We start from the raw sequence: 16,690 nt of genomic DNA, 5'->3' as shown, positions 1-16,690 counted from the left end.
TGGCATGGCGCGAGCGCCTGATTGACCTTGTCGCCCGCAAATGTGCCTGCAATTCCTTCTTGAGAACGCCCCGCGTCCGGATGAACAGGCTTCGGTAGATCGTCTCATGCGAGATACGCTTTTGGTCGTCGTTGGGATGTTCTCGTATCAGCCAGCCTGCAATTTGTCGCGGGGACCACTTGCGGTGCATCTTGGCGGATATCGTCCGGCAGAGATAGTCGTTGCCCAAGAGCTTGCTGGGTTTGGGGCGATGCGCGCGATCCCAGGCCGCCGCGTCAGACATGGCCGCACGGTATCGCCGGACACCGCCGTTGCGTCTGACTTCACGGCTGATCGTAGAAGGCGCGCTTCAGCCTACGCGCAATAGAACGCAGGGATTGTTTTGCCACAAGGCCGCGAGATATCTCTTCGCGTGAGTGCCAAACGTGACCTTGTTCGAGCAGGCGGTCTTATCCCGCCTGACCGCTCCAAAAGCGGATAAATGGATGATGAGGCTCGATCAAGGCGCCGCCCAATCGAGCTCATCGATTCTCCGCGTTGCCACCGATCCCAGATCTCCGACTTCTGCTTGTCTGTGAAAAATATCCGCGTTCGATAGGCCATAACTTACACTCCATCTTTGCCAAAAGACTAAAGTGTTGCGTCGACCCGTTGAAACCGCCCCGCAAAGCCGCCAAACCACCACCAAAAAGGCCGCCCCAATCCGAGGCGGCCTTTCATTTTATCCAGTAAGGCGGGCGTGTCTCCCGCCCCGCTTCAGTTCAGATCGGCATCGCGTGCCGCATTCACGTCGGCCTCGGCCGCCGCAACGGCTGTTGTCAGCGCATCAAAGATCTCGGGGCCGCGGTTCACGTTGGCCTTGAACCAGTCATAGACCGGGGTCGAGGCTTCGGCGAAGGCCGCCTTTTGCTCGGGCGTTGGAACATAAAGATCACCGCCGCCGGCGACGAACTCTTCGTAGGCCTGAATCGATTTGCGCTTGGGCGAGGCAAACGTGGCCTGTTGCAGCGCATAGAACCCATCGACGACCACGCGGCGCATGTCTTCGGGCATCGCCAGGAACTTCTGGTTGCTCATCCACCACAGCGCACCCATATAGGCGTGCCCATCAAGCGTCACATATTGCAGGCCCGCATCGGGGAATTTCATACCCATGATGTCGGTAATTCCGTTCTTGGACCCCTCAACCACACCGGTCTGGAACGAGGTGAACAGCTCGGGCCATGGGATGGGCGTGGGGGAGGCACCGAGGGCTTTGACCAGCTCTTGCGGCAGGTCAGCCACAACGGTACGAATCTTCAGGCCGTCCATGTCCGCAGGCTCGGCCACGCGGCGTTTGGTGTTTGCAAAGTTGCGCCAGCCGCCTGTGTTGCCGATGGTCATCAGGCGGATCGCGTCGCTGGAATCCTCAAGCGCCATGTCGCGCATCGTGCGGGTGAAATCGCCCGACAGCACATGCTCGGCAATGCGGTCGTCCGCCATCAGGTAGGGCAGATCGAGGACCTGCACATAGGGGAAGATGCCCGATGCGCCACCCGAGGTCGAAATGTAGACGTCGATGGAGCCGTCAGCCACGCCTTGCAGACACTCCGCACCGTTGCTGCACAGTTGCGTACCGATGAACAGCTCGACCGCGATCGCACCGTTGGAGGCCGCCTCGACATAGTTCTTGAACACCACCAGACCGTCATAGTCTTCGTCATTGGTGTTGGAGTTGGCGGTGGCGCGGATCGTGTATTCCTGCGCGCTTACCATCATGGCCGAGCCCGCGACAAGCGCGGCAGCCGTCAGGGTTTTCAAGGTCGTTTTGAGCATATTGGTGTCCTCCCGTTTGAAACTCAAATTGGTTAGTCGGCAAACCCCGTCAGGCGGGGAATGGTCATGGAAATGGCCGGGACATAGGTGATCAAAAAGATCACCGCGATCTCGACGGCCAGGAAAGGCAGGATGGCCTTGGCGATGGTTTCGACTTTTTCCTTGCTGACCGCGGCGGCCACGAACAGCACAAGGCCCATGGGCGGTGTTGCCAGCCCCACGGTCAGGTTCACCGACATGATGATCGCAAAGTGGATCGAGTCCACGCCCAGATCGGTAAAGATCGGGGCGAGGATCGGCCCCAGAATAATGATCGCGGGCCCTGCATCCAGAAACATGCCCACGATGAACAGCAGCAGGTTGATCAGGAACAGCAGGATCAGCGGGTTTTCCGACAGTGTCAGGATGTAGTCGGCGAGGATTTGCGGCGCATAAGACAGCGACACAACCGTCTTGAAAGCCATCGCCGCCCCCACCAGCAACAACACCACCGCCGAGGTCAGCCCGGCCCGGCTGAGGATATCGGGCAGGTCCTTCAGCGACATGGTGCGCAAGACGAAGAACGCCACAAACAACGCATAGGCGACCGCGACGGCCGCCGCTTCGGTCGGGGTGAACACACCGCCCAGGATACCTCCGAGGATCAGCACCGGGGTTTGCAACGGCACGATGGCCCGCTTGCAGATTGTGCGGAACTCAGATGACACTTGAGTGCGCAAGGCCAGCATCAGCGCGTGCGCCACCGCGATGGCAGCCGCAAACGTCACCCATGCCATCAGGCCGGTGGTGTCGGGCAACGGCGCGATGACCCAGATCAGCAGCCCGATGTTGAGGCGCACCAACGCAAAGCTGACCCACTTTTCCAATGCGCCCAACTCGACGCCGTCAAATTCGACCTTTTTGGCCGCGGGCAGGTCATAGCGGTCTGCCGTCACCCGGATCATCACCATAAGGCCCACGCCAACCAGGATCCCCGGCACGATGCCTGCAAGGAACAGCGCGGCCACGCTTTCGCCCATCACATAGGCGTAGATGATCATAATGCCCGAAGGCGGGATAATCGGCCCGATGACCGAGGACGCGGCGGTGATCGCAGCGGCAAAGCGGCGGGTGTAGCCTTCTTTCTCCATCGCGGGGATCAGCATGGACCCGAGCGCAGAAGTGTCCGCCACCGCCGACCCGGACAACCCGGCAAACAGGATCGAGGACAACACGTTCACCTGGGCCAGTCCGCCGCGCAGATGGCCCATCAACGCTTGGGAGAACTGGACAAGGCGGATCGTGATCCCGCCCTTGTTCATCAACTCGCCCGCCAGCATGAAGAACGGGATCGCCATCAGCGGAAAGCTGTCCATCCCATTATAAACATTGCGATAGAGGAGCGTGATGTCCTTTTCCTGACCGTTCATCCAGAGCAAGATGCCCGGCGCGGCCAACAGGCCGAAGAACACCGGCAACCCGATCAGCAGGAACAGCAGGAACAGGGGCAGGAACCAGATCAGCATGTCATTCGGCCCCTTGCATGTCTTCGGGCAGATCAAGATCGGGCAAGCGATCCCCACCGCCCATCATCTGCACAAGGCTGCGCAGGATCAGTTCGATATTCACCACCAGCAACAGGACGACGCCCACAAGCAGCGACAGCATCATCCAACTGCGCGGCACCCGGAACCAGCCCTCGAATGTGGGCAGATAAAGGGATGCAGTGGCGAAGCGGCCACCAAAGCCCGTGACCTCCTTGATTCCGATCTGGACAGCCACGATCAGGATCAGCAGCGAAATAAGCAGCAGGACCAGCGACAACACGGCGGCCACACGCGGCGACATGAACCCGGAAATCATATCCAAGGCAACAAACCCGCCACGGCGAAAGGCGGTCGGGGCCATCAGCCCGGTCATCCACATCATGCAGAACCGGGCCGCCTCATCCGGCCATGGCAGCGCGTTGTTGAAAAGATAGCGGGCGACGACCTGAATAAGGATCGCAGCGACCATAAAGGCGATGGCAATTATACCAATGCCACGCCCAATCCTGAGCACGAGCGCGTTCACGGCGCTGAGCGGTGCAAGCACCGTCAGTAGTAAGCCCATGCGGGCCCTCCCTTTTGTCGGTCGCCCGGCAGTTAGTCCACCGTGGCCCATTTTCCGCTTTCACCCCGCGGGCGGGTCGTGGAGCACGCACCGATGGTGCGGGCCGGATCGTTTATGCACGCCTCAGCGTGTCAGTTTGCCAAAATCGCCGGCAAAGAACGTGAGCGGATCGCCATCGCGCATCTCGGTCCGCTGGACCTGACCCACAATGATGACGTGATCGCCCGCGCCATGTGCCGCCACTCTGCGGCATTCAAAGCGCGCAAGGCAATGATCAATCAGCGGTACACCGTCCGCATTGAGCGTAAAGGGCAAACCCTTGATCGCATGCGCGTCCCGCGCCACTTGGCTGCACAGATCGCCCTGTTCGGCCGCCAGCACGTGGATCGCATACTGATCCGCATCTTCGAAATAGGGGAACCGGCGCGCGGCCCGGTCCACCGACCACAGCACAAGGGCCGGATCAAGCGACACGGATGAAAAACTGTTGGCGACAATGGCGACGGGGCCATCCGCGCTTGGGACGGTAACCACCGTGACTCCGGTCGCAAACTTGCCAAAGGCATTGCGCAACATGCGGCTCGTCTCGGCATCGGGCGAAAAGGTGGTGGGTTGGTTCGGATCCTGCATCGTCATCACGCTACCTCGTGTCCAAGGGCTGCTTCGTAAAGGCGGAACCACGTGGGCCGGTCCAGCGTGACCTTGAGCGCATCACTGATCCGCTTGATCCGGTCCAGATTGTTGGTCCCCATCACGGGCAGGATGCCAGCCGGATGGGTCAGAAGAAAGGCGACAGCCACCGCCGCCCGATCGACGCCATACGTGCTTGCCAGTTCGTCCATCACCTTGTGCAGCTTGTCACTACCCGACATCAACCCACCACCGCCCAAAGGCGACCACGCCATCAGGCGCTGTCCGTGTTGCTGGTGAAACGCCAGATCGCCATTGGAAAAGGGGCTGATCTCGCCCAGTGAAATCTCGATCTGGTTGGTCAGCAGCTGCGTTTTCATCGCCGATTGCAGCAACGTCCAGTCATAGGGGCGAAAGTTCGACACGCCCACGGCGCGCACCTTGCCGCTGGCCACCGCCTCGTCCAGCGCGGCTCCGGTTTCATGGTGATCCATGAAGGGGTCGGGGCGGTGGATCAGCAGCATGTCGATATGATCAATCGCCATATCCGTCAGCGAATTTTCGATGGATTGCATGATATGCGCACGGCTGGTGTCATAGTATTTGACAGGCGCATCCGCATAGCGGCCCGCAGGGGCCACGATATCGCATTTGGTCACGATCTCCATCTTGGCGCGCAGGCCGGTGTCGGCCTTGAGCGCCTCGCCCAGGATCGCCTCGGCGACATAGCCGCCATAGATGTCGGCCTGATCAAAGGTGGTGATCCCCTGATCAAGGCAGGCGTTGATCTTGGCCTGCACGTGGGCCGTGGACGTATCGGTGTCGTCCCCGATCCGCCACATCCCATAGACGAGGCGCGAGAATTCAATAGTATCAGATAGTTGGACGCGGTCCATCAGCGGCGCTCTCCTGCGGCAAGTGGGGTTGCGGGCGCAGATGTCGGCACCCGCCCATAAGCATGGGGCAAAGAACAGGTTTTCAACTGCGGCAGAACGCGCGTGCCGAAATGCCTAGCCTCGTCGATATGAGGGTAGCCCGAGAAGATGAAGGCGCGAATGCCCATCTTCTGATATTCTTCAATCTTGGACAGGACCTGATCGGTGGACCCGACCAGCGCGGCGCCGCAGCCCGAGCGTGCGCGCCCCACACCCGTCCAAAGGTTGGGCTCGACATAACCAAACTTGTCCGCCAGCTCGCGCGCCTTGGCCTGATGCGACACGCCAAGCGAGGTGGAATCAAGCGCCCGGTCGCGGATCAATTGCCCGTATTCGTCGTCCAGTTCGGACACGATATAGTCCGCATATTCCCGCGCCTCGGCTTCGGTATCGCGCACGATCATGTGGACGCGCAGCCCGTAATCCAGCGTGCGGCCATAGCGTTCGGCAACCGCATTCACATCGCGCATCCGTCCCTCAAGCGCCTCTTTGGGTTCGGGCCACATGAGGTAGACGTCGCAATGCTGGCCGCACAGTTCCAACGCCGAGGGGCTGTAGCCGCCGAAATAGAGCAGCGGACCGCCTGTCTGATAGGGGCGCACCGGGTCGGTCGTCAGTCCCTCGAAGGTGTAGACTTCGCCCTCATAGTTGATCTCGTCCTGCGTCCACGCTTGTTTGAGGATCTCGACCACCTCGCGCGAACGCTGATAGCGATAGTCGCTTTCGGCCTTTTCGCCGGGAAAGTCGGAGGAGATGATGTTGACCGTCAGCCGCCCTTCAAGCATGTGATCGAGCGTCGCGAGGGTGCGGGCCAGCATGATGGGCTGCATCTCGCCGCAGCGTACGGCAGCGAGCAAGTTGATCTTGTCCGTGATGGGCGCACACCCTGCCACAAAGGACAGCGTGTCCTGCCCCACCTGATAGGAGGACGGGCACAGGATGTTGCGAAAGCCCTGCGCCTCGGCCTCGCGCACGATATCCGAGCAATGCGCCCAGCTTGAGCGCAGTGCGCCATCGGGCACCCCGAGAAACTGGTAGTCGTCCGAACACAACGCCGAAAACCACGACACCTCAGCGGCGTCCAGATCGGGGGATGTGATGGGGACGATGGTCATGGACAGCCTTTCACGAGGTCTAACTTGTCTCTTGCGTACCACTGTCATTGATGTAGATCAATGGTGTATCAATTTCCAAAACCGGCACTCTTACCCTCACGTGATGACGCCTCGCCAAACCCCGCAATCGCTGCCGATCTACGTGCAGATCGCTGAACTGCTGACCCGTGATATCGTGTCGGGGCGATTGATGGACGGCGCGCGGCTGCCGCCCGAACGGGACATGGCGACCGAGCTGGGGGTGAGCGTCGGGACCCTGCGCAAGGCCCTGCGGGATATGGGCGAAAAGGGGTTGATCGACAGCGTTCAGGGGTCGGGCAACTATGTGCGCGCAGGCGGAGACACCGGCACGATCTATGCAATGTTCCGGCTGGAATTGCTGGAAGGGGGCGGCCTGCCGCGCGCACATGTTCTGGATGTGGCGCTGATGGACAAGCCCGCCGACCTGCCGCCTTTCGGCACGTCCCCGCGCGCCTCGCGCATACGGCGCCTGCGCACGCTGAATGACACAATCATCGCAGTCGAGGAAATCTGGCTGGATGCGGACGCCGGAACCGTATCCGAGGCGAACATGTCGGATTCGCTATATGCCACCTATCGCAAGACTTTGGGTCTGTGGATACAGCGGGCCGAGGATCGGGTTTCGCTTGGCGCGGTGCCGGACTGGGCACCTGATGCCTACCCACCCCGTCCGGGCGCGACGGCGGGGTATATCGAACGGCTCAGCTGGGCCGACCGACCCGATACAATCGAATTTTCGCGCACGTGGTTCGACCCGACCCGCGCGGTCTATGTCCAACGGCTCAAGTAAGGAATGAAGATGACAAAACAGGTCCGCTACGGGATCATCGGCTGCGGCATGATGGGGCAGGAACATATGCGCAATATCGCGCTCCTGCCCGAGGCGAGCGTGGCTGCATTTTACGAACCGGACGACGAGATGGCCGCCCGTGCGCTCGCCATCACACCTTCCGCCGTACGCGTGGACAGCGTTGCCGACTTGCTGGCCATCGAAGCACTTGAGTGTCTGTTGATCGTCAGCCCCAACTTTTGCCATATCAGCCAGATGCAGGTGATTGCAGAGACCCGCCCCCTGCCCTTGCTGGTCGAAAAGCCGCTGTTCACCAACCCTGAGGATGCAGCCAAGCTGGCCGCATTCCGCGACAGCTACCCCGCCCCGGTCTGGGTCGCGATGGAATACCGCTACATGCCTGTGATCGCCGCGTTTCTGGCCAAGTCACCCGCGGCGACCGGCGGCATCCGCCAGTTGTCGATCCGCGAACACCGCTTTCCGTTTTTGCAAAAGGTGGGCGACTGGAACCGCTTCAATCGGTTCACGGGCGGCACCTTCGTCGAAAAATGCTGCCATTTCTTTGATCTGATGCGGCTTGTGCTTGGCTCGGACCCGGTGCGGGTCATGGCCTCGGCCAGCCAGGCAGTGAACCATCTGGATGAGCGCTATGAGGGGCAGACGCCCGACATTATCGACAGCGGATATGCAATTGTAGACTTCGACAACGGCACCCGCGCGATGCTGGAACTGTGCATGTTCGCCGAAGGCAGCGCCTATCAGGAAGAACTTTCCGCGGTGGGGCCCACCGGCAAGATCGAAGCCTTTGTGCCCGGTCCCGGTCGGTTCTGGCCTGCGCATCTGGGGGCGGCCCCCGTGGCCAAGCTGGTCACCTCACCCCGCACGCCGCAGGGACCTGTCACACATGACATTCCGGTGGACCCGACCCTGCTCGAGGCGGGCGATCACAACGGATCGACCTTTTATCAGCACCAGCGTTTCGTGGCGCTCGTGCGCGGAGAAACGGCGCAGCCCGAGGTGTCATTGGGCGATGGCTGGGCCGCGGTGGCCATGGGGATCGCCGCACAGGAAAGTGCGCGGACGGGTCAGGCGGTGGATCCACGCCGCTGGATGTAGGCGGAGGACACCTCCGCCTTACGCCCCCAGCATCTCGCGAAAGGCGTGCCACGAGGCTTTCGGTGTCCGCGCAAGCGTATCAAAATCCACATGCACCATCCCGAACCGCTTTTCATAGCCAAGCGCCCATTCGTAATTGTCCAGCAGTGACCACGCCATATAGCCCTTGACCGGCACGCCCTTGGCGATGGCGTCGCGCACAGCGCCGAGATGAGCGTTGAAATAGTCGATGCGCGCCTCATCCTGCACCACCCCATCCGTCATCGTATCGGCGTTGGCCATCCCGTTTTCGGTGACCCAAAGCGGGACGTCGCCGGTATACTCTGCCGCGGTACGCACCAGAAAATCACGCAGCCCTTTGGGGTAAACCTCCCACCCCATCTGGGTCTTGGGCAGTGGCCCCTCAACGCTGTGGTGGTGCGGCCATGGCCCATCGTTCGGCGCAAGGATGGAGCGGGTATAGTAATTCACCCCCGCCCAATCCAAGGGCGCAGAAATCGTGCCGAAATCATCCTGCCACCGGTCGGGGAAGTGCTGGCCCAACGCCTCCACAACCCGCGCCGGATAGGTGCCCTTGAACGCACCGGAGATATAGAATCGGTTGTAGTAGTCGTCATAAAGGGCCGCCGCCTCGACCGCTTCTGGGCTGTCATCAGCGGGCATGGCCCATTCCATATTGAACACTGCGCCAAGGTTGCCCAGCCCCATGCCGCGCATCCGTTCAATGCTGGTGCCGTGAGCCAGCAAAACGTGGTGCATCGCCCGCGCGGTGGCCCTGATGTCACGCAAGCCCGGCGCGTGGTGTCCCAGAAAATGCGACAGGAACGCCACGCACCAGAACTCGTTGATCGTGGCCACCGAATGCATCCGGTCCCCGATGCGGCCCATGATAATTTCGGTGAAATCGCCAAACCACCCGGCAATGTCGCGATTGCGCCAACCGCCGCGATCGGCCAGCGCGCTTGGCAGTTCCCAATGATACAGCGTCGCGCAGGGTTTCAGGCCGCGTTCCAGCATCGCATCCGTCAGCCGGTCGTAAAAATCAAGGCCCTCGGGGTTCACTGTGCGCCCATCCGGCATCACCCGCGCCCAACTGGTCGAAAAACGATAGGCGTCAAACCCGCCCTCTTTCAACAGGTCCAGATCCGCCGGATAGTGGTGATAGTGATCGCACGCCGTCGCCCCATCCTCGGCCCGGATCACATTGCCGGGGGTGGCCGCAAAGTCGTCCCACATTGCGCGGCCCGCCCCGCCATGTTTGTGCCCCTCAATCTGGTACGCAGAGGTAGCAGCCCCAAAGACGAACCCTTTGGGGAAATCTGAGCGTTTGTGGATCAGCATGATCAGTCCTTGGTATATGGCCCGGTCGAGGGGCCGATCACAAAGTCCGCCTCCCACAGGGTTTGAATGTGAGGGGCGTCAGGCGTGTTGATCCGGTCGATCAGCATCTGGGCCAAGGCCGCCCCCGCTGCGCGAACCGACGATTGCATGGCCGTAAAGACGGGGGTTTCTGCCCCATTGGCGAAATAGCTCAGGCAGTCGTCAAAGGTCACGATGGACACGTCCGCCCCCTGTTTCAAACCGCGCCCATCCAATGCGCGGCGCACGCCCACAGCGCAGATGATCGAAGACACAAGAAAGGCGGATGGAGGGTCGGGCATGTCCAGCATCGCGGACGCGCTGGCAAAGCCGTATTCCTCGGTCATCTCGCCAGACACCATTAGGGCGGGATCAATGCTCAGGCCCGCTTCGGTCAGCGCGCTGACATATCCCTCACGGCGTCGGATCGCGAAATCGAGGGTTTCCTGGCCGTTGATCAACCCGATGCAGCTGTGGCCAAGCGAGACAAGATAGCGCGCCGCATCCTGAAACGCGCGGCGGTTGTTCACATCAAGCCAGGAATAATCCAGGTCCGTGCCCGTAGAGCGCCCATGCACCACAAAAGGCAGCCCGATTTCGGTCAACAACGGCAGGCGCGCATCGGAGGTGCGCGGCGCATGTACCACCACCCCATCGACCGCACCACGGGCCTGCAAGTTGCGGTAGGTGTCAGCCTCGTCCTGCGCGCCCACGCGGGTCATCATCATATCGTATCCGTGGGCTGCATAGGTCTCGCCCGCACCGGCCATGAAATCCCCAAAGATCGGATTCACCATTTCACCCGAATCGTTCACCGAAATGACGTGCCCGATACAGCGGCTGTGCCCCGTTGCCAGACCCTGCGCGCGGGTGTTTGGGCTGTAGTTGTGCGCCTGAGCGGCGGCGACAACCCGCGCACGCGTTGCCTCGGACACCTCCGGATAGCCGTTCAGCGCGCGGCTGACGGTTGTCTGGCTGATCCCCAGAAGGTGAGAGAGTTCCTTTAGATTCACGGTGATTCCGGTTATAACAGGCGCTTATTCTAAGCGACGCTACCCAATGCGAGGGCGCGCGTCAAAACCTTCACAGCGTTTTCCAATGCGCTTTGGAAAAATACGCGCCAGAGTCGCACAACGTTTGACAGACAGGGTTTTTTCAGCGACCGTTGCGCCATTCCAAAGCGCTTTGACATGATGGCGCTGGCGACAGTGCATCCACTGATCGACCTTGGACACGAATGGGAGGAAGACCAAAATGACAAAGACACTTCTGGCCAGTGCAGCCGCACTGGCTATTGCGGCTGCGACGGCACATGCTGACGGCCACCTGACATTCGCCCCCGGCGAAGGTCCCTTTAGCTGGGACAGCTATAACGCATGGGCCGAAAACGCCCCTGACCTGAGCGGCCAGACCGTTACCGTATTCGGCCCCTGGCTGACACCCGAGGACGGATACCTCAACAACGCCCTGGCCTATTTCGAGGACGCCACCGGCGCTGACGTGATCTACACCGGATCCGACAGCTTCGAACAGCAGATCGTGATCGACGCCGAGGCAGGTTCCGCCCCCAACATCGCCGTCTTCCCGCAGCCCGGTCTGGCGGCTGTGATGGCCGGCAAGGGCCAGTTGCACCCCCTGCCCGAAGGCAGCGCGGACTGGGTCAATGAAAACTACGCGGCGGGTCAGTCCTGGGTCGATCTGGGCACCTATGCGGATGCCGATGGCAACGACCAGATGTATGGTTTTTTCTACAATGTGAACGTCAAGTCGCTGGTTTGGTACAATCCCGAGAACTTCGAGGATGCCGGGTACGACATCCCCGAAACCATGGAGGACCTCAAAGCGCTGACCGACCAGATCGTCGCTGATGGCGAGACACCCTGGTGCATCGGTCTGGGTTCAGGTGCGGCAACCGGCTGGCCCGCGACCGACTGGGTCGAGGATATGATGCTGCGCACCGTGGCACCCGAGGTCTATGACCAGTGGACCACCAACGAGATCCCGTTCGATGACCCACGTGTCGTGGCCGCTATCGAAGAGTTCGGCCACTTTGCCCGTGACGACGCGAAAGTGTCGGGCGGTGCAGGCGCGGTTGCCTCGACCGACTTCCGGGACAGCCCAAAAGGCCTCTTCTCGTCGCCCCCACAGTGTTACATGCACCGTCAGGCGTCGTTTGTGCCCGCGTTCTTCCCTGAAGACGTCGAATTCGGTGTCGACACCGGCTTCTTCTACTTCCCCTCCTACGCGTCCAAGGACCTTGGCAATCCTGTCTTGGGTGGCGGCACACTGATGGCAATCACAGATCCATCCGATGCCACCAGCGCGTTGATGGAGTTCTTCCAACTGCCCCTCAGCCACGAAGTTATGATGGCGCAGACCGGCTTCCTCACACCCCACAAGGGCGTGAACACCGAAGCCTACAAGGACGACACACTGCGCGCATTGGGTGACGTTCTGTTGGGCGCGACCACGTTCCGCTTTGACGGGTCCGACCTGATGCCAGGCGGCGTCGGTGCAGGCACGTTCTGGACCGGCATGGTTGACTACACCGGGGGCAAGGACGCCGCCGCCGTGGCCAGCGACATCCAGGCCAGCTGGGATGCTTTGAAGTAAGCGACGCCCACGCGCGACAAGATCGACCAGTCCGCATATTGCGCGGGCTGGTCCAAGACAAGACCACAAGGTCGCATAAGAAAAGACCATAAGGTCTCTGGCAAGGGAGACGTGCCATGAACCCCGCACTACTAGGTTTGATTACCATCATTGCCGGTGTCGGCGGATGTATCGGTTACTTTTACCTGTCCAATCAGTTTCTGGACAAAGTCCTTTTCCCCGCGAAGGGTCCGAACGCCGGACAGAATATCAACCGCGCCAATCTGATCCGGCCCTGGTTGTTCCTGTTCCCTGCGCTGTTCGCCCTTGGCCTGTATCTGGCTTATCCGGTGTTCGAAACGCTGCGCCTGTCCCTGACGGACCGTGATCAGGGTGGCGCGTTTGTGGGTCTTGAGAATTACCAGCAAATGTTCTCCGAACCGAAATTCTGGGAAGCGCTCAGCAACAACATGCTCTGGCTGATCGTTGTGCCCGCTGCCGCCACCGCCTTTGGCTTGTTGGCCGCACAACTTACCGACCGGATCAAGTGGGGCTCGGTTGCGAAATCCCTGATCTTCATGCCCATGGCGATCTCGTTCGTTGGTGCGGCCGTGATCTTCAAGCTGGTCTATGACACCCGGCCCGTGGATCAGAACCAGATCGGTATTCTGAACGCCGTGTGGCTACAGTTTGAGGGGGGGATTGGTTCATTCCTGTTCCTCAAGGCGCTGCCTGCCCTGGTCCTCGCATCATTTGCTGGCATCGTGGCCTATGTGGGCTGGATTTTCATTCAGCCCATCGCCAACCGCAATGACGAAGGCCTCGGATTTATTCCCTTGCGTCTGTTCGTCGGCAGTGCCGCACTTTACCTGGTATGGCTGTCGGTGAAGTCGCTTGCGGGGTTGTTCGTCTTCAGCTTCCCTTACGGAGAGCCGCAGACATGGCTGACCATCCCATTCTGGAACAGCTTTTTCCTGATGGTCGTGCTGATCTGGATCCAGACCGGCTTTGCCATGGTGATCCTGTCCGCGGCCCTGCGCGGCATCCCCGAGGAAACGATCGAGGCCGCCATCGTGGACGGGGCCAACCCGTTACAGGTGTTCTTCAAGATCAAGGTGCCGCAGATCATGGGCACCATCGTGGTGGTCTGGACCACAATCACCCTGGTTGTGCTCAAGGTCTTTGACATCGTGTTCGCCATGTCCAACGGGCAATGGGAAACGCAGGTTCTGGCCAACTACATGTACGACAAACTGTTCCGCGCCGATGAATGGGGGGTGGGGTCGGCAAGTGCGATCATCATCATGCTGCTCGTTTCGCCCATCCTGATCTGGAACGTCTATAACGCCCGCAAGGAGATGAAATAATGGACAATATCGCTGGTTCCAAATCATCCCTTGGATGGGTTGTCCAAATCAGTACCGTCCTTTTGGTCGCGCTTTGGATTTTTCCCACCGTCGGGTTGCTGGTCTCGTCCTTCCGGACAGCAGATCAAATCTCATCATCAGGCTGGTGGGCGGCGCTGTTCCCGTCCGAGCAATCCCAACGCTACCGTGTGGCTGACCCGGACGACAACCGCAGCAACGTCGATGGTGTCTATGTGGTCAAGGGCAACTTCTTTACCGAGAACCGCGGCGGCGGAGATATCAAAAGCTGGGGCACGTCCAGCCGCGAGATCGGTGCCTATGCGCCCGGTGAAGTGGCCGATCTGGGTGATGGTGAAACCTTCAGTGTGGACGCAGAAGGCAACTACGCATGGACCGGGAATGACGAACAGATCAGCGGTCGGGGGCAACGGGCCTTTGTGACGGCGGTGTCACCACCAGAATTCACCTTCAACAACTACAACACGATCCTGTTTTCCGGCACCGCCGGAGATAACATGACCAAGGCGTTCTTCAACACGCTGACAGTCACGATCCCGGCGACGGTTATCCCAATCGTGGTGGCGGCCTTTGCAGCCTATGCGCTTGCTTGGATGGACTTTCCGGGGCGCGCGCTGCTGATTGCGATCATTGTGGGCCTGCTGGTTGTGCCGCTGCAGCTGGCGCTGATCCCGCTGCTGTCGCTGCACGTGGGCATCGGGATCGGCAAAGGGTATCTGGGCACGTGGCTTGCCCATACCGGGTTTGGCTTGCCGCTCGCGATATATCTGTTGCGCAACTACATGGTAGGCCTGCCAAGGGACATCATCGAAAACGCCAAGGTGGACGGGGCGACCGACTTCCAGATCTTCACCAAGATCATCCTCCCGCTGTCCTTCCCGGCCTTGGCATCCTTCGCGATCTTCCAGTTCCTGTGGACATGGAATGACCTGCTGGTGGCCAAAGTGTTCCTGATCGACTCAACCGGACAGACCACTGTGATGACAGACCAAATCGTGAACCTGCTTGGCACCCGTGGCGGAAATTGGGAAATCCTTGCGACAGCGGCTTTTGTGTCCATCGCCGTCCCATTGGTCGTGTTCTTTGCGATGCAAAAATACCTCGTGCGCGGCCTGTTGGCCGGCTCTGTAAAGTAACCAGCGGAAACTAGGACCGTAAGATGAATACGAAAGCGGACTTCGACATGGGCAGGACCCTCGTGGCTGATAAGGACTGGTGGCGTGGGGCGGTGATCTATCAGATCTACCCGCGCAGCTTTCAGGACAGCAACGGGGACGGTATTGGCGATCTGAACGGGATCACAAGCCGCCTGCCCTATGTGGCCTCTCTTGGGGTGGACGCGATCTGGATTTCGCCGTTCTTTACCTCACCGATGAAGGACTTCGGCTACGATGTGAGCGACTATTGCGGCGTTGATCCGATGTTCGGCACCCTGGCGGATTTCGACGCAATGGTCGAAGCGGCCCACTCGCTCGGGATTCGGGTGATGATCGACCTTGTGTTGTCCCACACCTCGGACCAGCATCCGTGGTTCGTGGAAAGCCGGGCCAACCGGGACAACCCCAAATCCGACTGGTTTGTATGGGCCGAACCGAAAGATGATGGCACGCCGCCCAACAACTGGCTGTCAATCTTTGGCGGCTCGGCCTGGCAGTGGGATGCCCGTCGCGAGCAGTACTATCTGCACAACTTTTTGGTCGAACAGCCCGACCTCAACTTTCACTGCCCTGCGGTGCAGGACGCGCTGCTTGATGTGGTGCGGTTCTGGCTGGATCGGGGTGTGGATGGGTTCCGGCTCGATACCATCAACTTTTATGTGCACGATCAGCAATTGCGCAGCAATCCGGCGCTGCCCGTCGATCAGCGCGATGCGACTATCGCGCCAAGCGTGAACCCCTATAACCACCAATTGCACCTCTATTCAAAGAACCGACCCGAAAACCTGGCCTTTCTCGAGCGCTTCCGCGCGGTGCTGGAAGAATATGACGCCGCCGCCTCTGTGGGCGAAGTGGGCGAGGCGCAGCGCGGGCTCGAGATCATGGGCGAATACACGGCAGGCGATGATCGGGTGCACATGTGCTATTCGTTCGAGTTTCTGTCGGGGGCCACCCCGACGGCAGCCCGCTTTGCCAAGGTCCTGCATGATGTGGATGAACATGTGGCGGACGGGTGGGCCTGTTGGGCCTTTTCCAACCACGACGTCGTGCGCCATGCGAGCCGATGGAACCTGGGCGACCCGGCCAAACGCGCCTTGTGCACGTTGCTGTTGTCGCTGCGCGGCTCTGTCTGCCTTTATCAGGGCGAGGAGTTGGGGTTGAACGAGGCTGATGTCGCCTTTGAGGACCTGCAAGACCCGTATGGCATCGAGTTCTGGCCTGAATTCAAGGGCCGTGACGGGTGCCGCACCCCCATGGTGTGGGAGGCGTCAAACCAGAACGCGGGCTTTACCAGTGCCACGCCGTGGCTGCCCATCAGCACCGAGCATTTGCATGCCGCAGCCGGGGTGCAGGAAGACGATCCTGCCGCCTTGCTACACCACTACCGCAAGGCACTGAATTTCCGGCGCACCCATCCGGCCCTGATCAAAGGCGCGCATGAAAACGTCACCGCGACCGGATCAGTGCTGCACTTCACCCGCACGCATGGGGATCAGACCATCTATTGTGTCTTCAACCTGAGCGATGATGTGGTCAGCCATGATATGCCTGCGGGCGATTGGGTGACCATCGGGGCCGAACTTGGCAGCACGCAACCCGGGATTGACGGCAAACTGCACCTGGGCGCGTGGCAAGTGTCACTGTTGCTGAAAACATAAGAGACAAAGGGACATCGCCCGACCCA

15 protein-coding genes are annotated in these 16,690 nt (G+C 60.3%); 6 read left to right on the top strand and 9 right to left on the bottom strand.

The annotated features are described in order from the left end of the window. The 7 genes from Q0859_RS15135 to Q0859_RS15105 form a co-directional block, all read right to left on the bottom strand. On the bottom strand, positions 1–283 hold a 283-nt coding region (locus Q0859_RS15135), incomplete at its 3' end, for a helix-turn-helix domain-containing protein (protein ID WP_299152536.1). Positions 284–756: 473 nt separating this feature from the next. Beyond that, positions 757–1,815, bottom strand: a complete 1,059-nt coding sequence (dctP, locus tag Q0859_RS15130; protein ID WP_299152534.1) for a TRAP transporter substrate-binding protein DctP — start codon at positions 1,813–1,815, stop codon at positions 757–759. A gap of 32 nt (positions 1,816–1,847) precedes the next feature. Continuing rightward, complete coding sequence (locus tag Q0859_RS15125) at positions 1,848–3,320, bottom strand: TRAP transporter large permease (protein WP_299152532.1); 1,473 nt, start codon at positions 3,318–3,320, stop codon at positions 1,848–1,850. Between the two features lies 1 nt (position 3,321). Continuing rightward, positions 3,322–3,906, bottom strand: a complete 585-nt coding sequence (locus tag Q0859_RS15120; RefSeq protein ID WP_299152529.1) for a TRAP transporter small permease — start codon at positions 3,904–3,906, stop codon at positions 3,322–3,324. Positions 3,907–4,029: 123 nt separating this feature from the next. Beyond that, positions 4,030–4,542 (bottom strand): flavin reductase family protein, encoded by a 513-nt coding sequence (locus Q0859_RS15115; protein ID WP_366523208.1) that lies wholly within the window; start codon positions 4,540–4,542, stop codon positions 4,030–4,032. Continuing rightward, positions 4,542–5,432 carry an aldo/keto reductase gene (locus tag Q0859_RS15110; RefSeq protein ID WP_299152528.1) on the bottom strand — a complete coding sequence of 297 codons (891 nt, stop codon included), beginning with the start codon at positions 5,430–5,432 and terminating at the stop codon, positions 4,542–4,544. Before Q0859_RS15110 ends, Q0859_RS15115 begins: the two co-directional genes overlap by 1 nt. Continuing rightward, positions 5,432–6,586: an LLM class flavin-dependent oxidoreductase gene (locus Q0859_RS15105; RefSeq protein ID WP_299152526.1), complete on the bottom strand. Its 1,155-nt coding sequence runs from the start codon at positions 6,584–6,586 to the stop codon at positions 5,432–5,434. Before Q0859_RS15105 ends, Q0859_RS15110 begins: the two co-directional genes overlap by 1 nt. A gap of 103 nt (positions 6,587–6,689) precedes the next feature. Here Q0859_RS15105 and Q0859_RS15100 point away from each other — a divergent pair, with 103 nt between their 5' ends. Together Q0859_RS15100 and Q0859_RS15095 are read left to right on the top strand one after the other, a co-directional pair. Beyond that, positions 6,690–7,397 carry a GntR family transcriptional regulator gene (locus tag Q0859_RS15100; RefSeq protein WP_299152524.1) on the top strand — a complete coding sequence of 236 codons (708 nt, stop codon included), beginning with the start codon at positions 6,690–6,692 and terminating at the stop codon, positions 7,395–7,397. Between the two features lie 9 nt (positions 7,398–7,406). Further along, positions 7,407–8,513 carry a Gfo/Idh/MocA family oxidoreductase gene (locus Q0859_RS15095; protein WP_299152521.1) on the top strand — a complete coding sequence of 369 codons (1,107 nt, stop codon included), beginning with the start codon at positions 7,407–7,409 and terminating at the stop codon, positions 8,511–8,513. Positions 8,514–8,531: 18 nt separating this feature from the next. Here Q0859_RS15095 and Q0859_RS15090 read toward each other — a convergent pair whose 3' ends face one another. Both Q0859_RS15090 and Q0859_RS15085 read right to left on the bottom strand, forming a co-directional pair. Beyond that, entirely contained in the window at positions 8,532–9,854 is a 1,323-nt protein-coding gene (locus Q0859_RS15090; RefSeq protein WP_299152519.1) for a GH1 family beta-glucosidase, read from the bottom strand. A 2-nt stretch (positions 9,855–9,856) separates the two neighbouring features. Beyond that, on the bottom strand, positions 9,857–10,885 hold the full coding sequence (locus Q0859_RS15085) for a substrate-binding domain-containing protein (protein ID WP_299152517.1): 1,029 nt from the start codon (positions 10,883–10,885) through the stop codon (positions 9,857–9,859). 241 nt (positions 10,886–11,126) lie between these two features. Between Q0859_RS15085 and Q0859_RS15080 the strand changes: the two genes are divergently transcribed. From Q0859_RS15080 to Q0859_RS15065, 4 genes are all read left to right on the top strand, one after another. After that, entirely contained in the window at positions 11,127–12,485 is a 1,359-nt protein-coding gene (locus Q0859_RS15080; protein ID WP_299152515.1) for an ABC transporter substrate-binding protein, read from the top strand. A 116-nt stretch (positions 12,486–12,601) separates the two neighbouring features. Then, entirely contained in the window at positions 12,602–13,831 is a 1,230-nt protein-coding gene (locus tag Q0859_RS15075) for a sugar ABC transporter permease (RefSeq protein ID WP_299152513.1), read from the top strand. Next, entirely contained in the window at positions 13,831–14,985 is a 1,155-nt protein-coding gene (locus Q0859_RS15070) for a carbohydrate ABC transporter permease (RefSeq protein ID WP_299152509.1), read from the top strand. Before Q0859_RS15075 ends, Q0859_RS15070 begins: the two co-directional genes overlap by 1 nt. Positions 14,986–15,008: 23 nt before the next feature. Continuing rightward, entirely contained in the window at positions 15,009–16,664 is a 1,656-nt protein-coding gene (locus Q0859_RS15065) for an alpha-glucosidase (protein ID WP_299152506.1), read from the top strand. Positions 16,665–16,690: the final 26 nt, after the last annotated feature.

The organism is uncultured Tateyamaria sp. (genome assembly GCF_947497045.1).
GTDB lineage: Bacteria > Pseudomonadota > Alphaproteobacteria > Rhodobacterales > Rhodobacteraceae > Tateyamaria.
The sequence above is the reverse complement of the archived record's forward strand: the minus strand, read 5'-3'. Positions and strand labels throughout refer to the sequence as shown.

Excerpts from the sequence above, each read along its gene's own strand:
- Q0859_RS15095 (WP_299152521.1), top strand. The coding sequence starts at position 7,407 with ATGACAAAACAGGTCCGCTACGGGATCATCGGCTGCGGCATGATGGGG.
- Q0859_RS15065 (WP_299152506.1), top strand. The coding sequence starts at position 15,009 with ATGAATACGAAAGCGGACTTCGACATGGGCAGGACCCTCGTGGCTGAT.
- Q0859_RS15125 (WP_299152532.1), bottom strand. The coding sequence starts at position 3,320 with ATGCTGATCTGGTTCCTGCCCCTGTTCCTGCTGTTCCTGCTGATCGGG.
- Q0859_RS15090 (WP_299152519.1), bottom strand. The coding sequence starts at position 9,854 with ATGCTGATCCACAAACGCTCAGATTTCCCCAAAGGGTTCGTCTTTGGG.
- Q0859_RS15075 (WP_299152513.1), top strand. The coding sequence starts at position 12,602 with ATGAACCCCGCACTACTAGGTTTGATTACCATCATTGCCGGTGTCGGC.
- Q0859_RS15110 (WP_299152528.1), bottom strand. The coding sequence starts at position 5,432 with ATGGACCGCGTCCAACTATCTGATACTATTGAATTCTCGCGCCTCGTC.
- Q0859_RS15115 (WP_366523208.1), bottom strand. The coding sequence starts at position 4,542 with ATGACGATGCAGGATCCGAACCAACCCACCACCTTTTCGCCCGATGCC.
- Q0859_RS15105 (WP_299152526.1), bottom strand. The coding sequence starts at position 6,586 with ATGACCATCGTCCCCATCACATCCCCCGATCTGGACGCCGCTGAGGTG.
- dctP (WP_299152534.1), bottom strand. The coding sequence starts at position 1,815 with ATGCTCAAAACGACCTTGAAAACCCTGACGGCTGCCGCGCTTGTCGCG.
- Q0859_RS15120 (WP_299152529.1), bottom strand. The coding sequence starts at position 3,906 with ATGGGCTTACTACTGACGGTGCTTGCACCGCTCAGCGCCGTGAACGCG.
- Q0859_RS15100 (WP_299152524.1), top strand. The coding sequence starts at position 6,690 with ATGACGCCTCGCCAAACCCCGCAATCGCTGCCGATCTACGTGCAGATC.
- Q0859_RS15070 (WP_299152509.1), top strand. The coding sequence starts at position 13,831 with ATGGACAATATCGCTGGTTCCAAATCATCCCTTGGATGGGTTGTCCAA.
- Q0859_RS15080 (WP_299152515.1), top strand. The coding sequence starts at position 11,127 with ATGACAAAGACACTTCTGGCCAGTGCAGCCGCACTGGCTATTGCGGCT.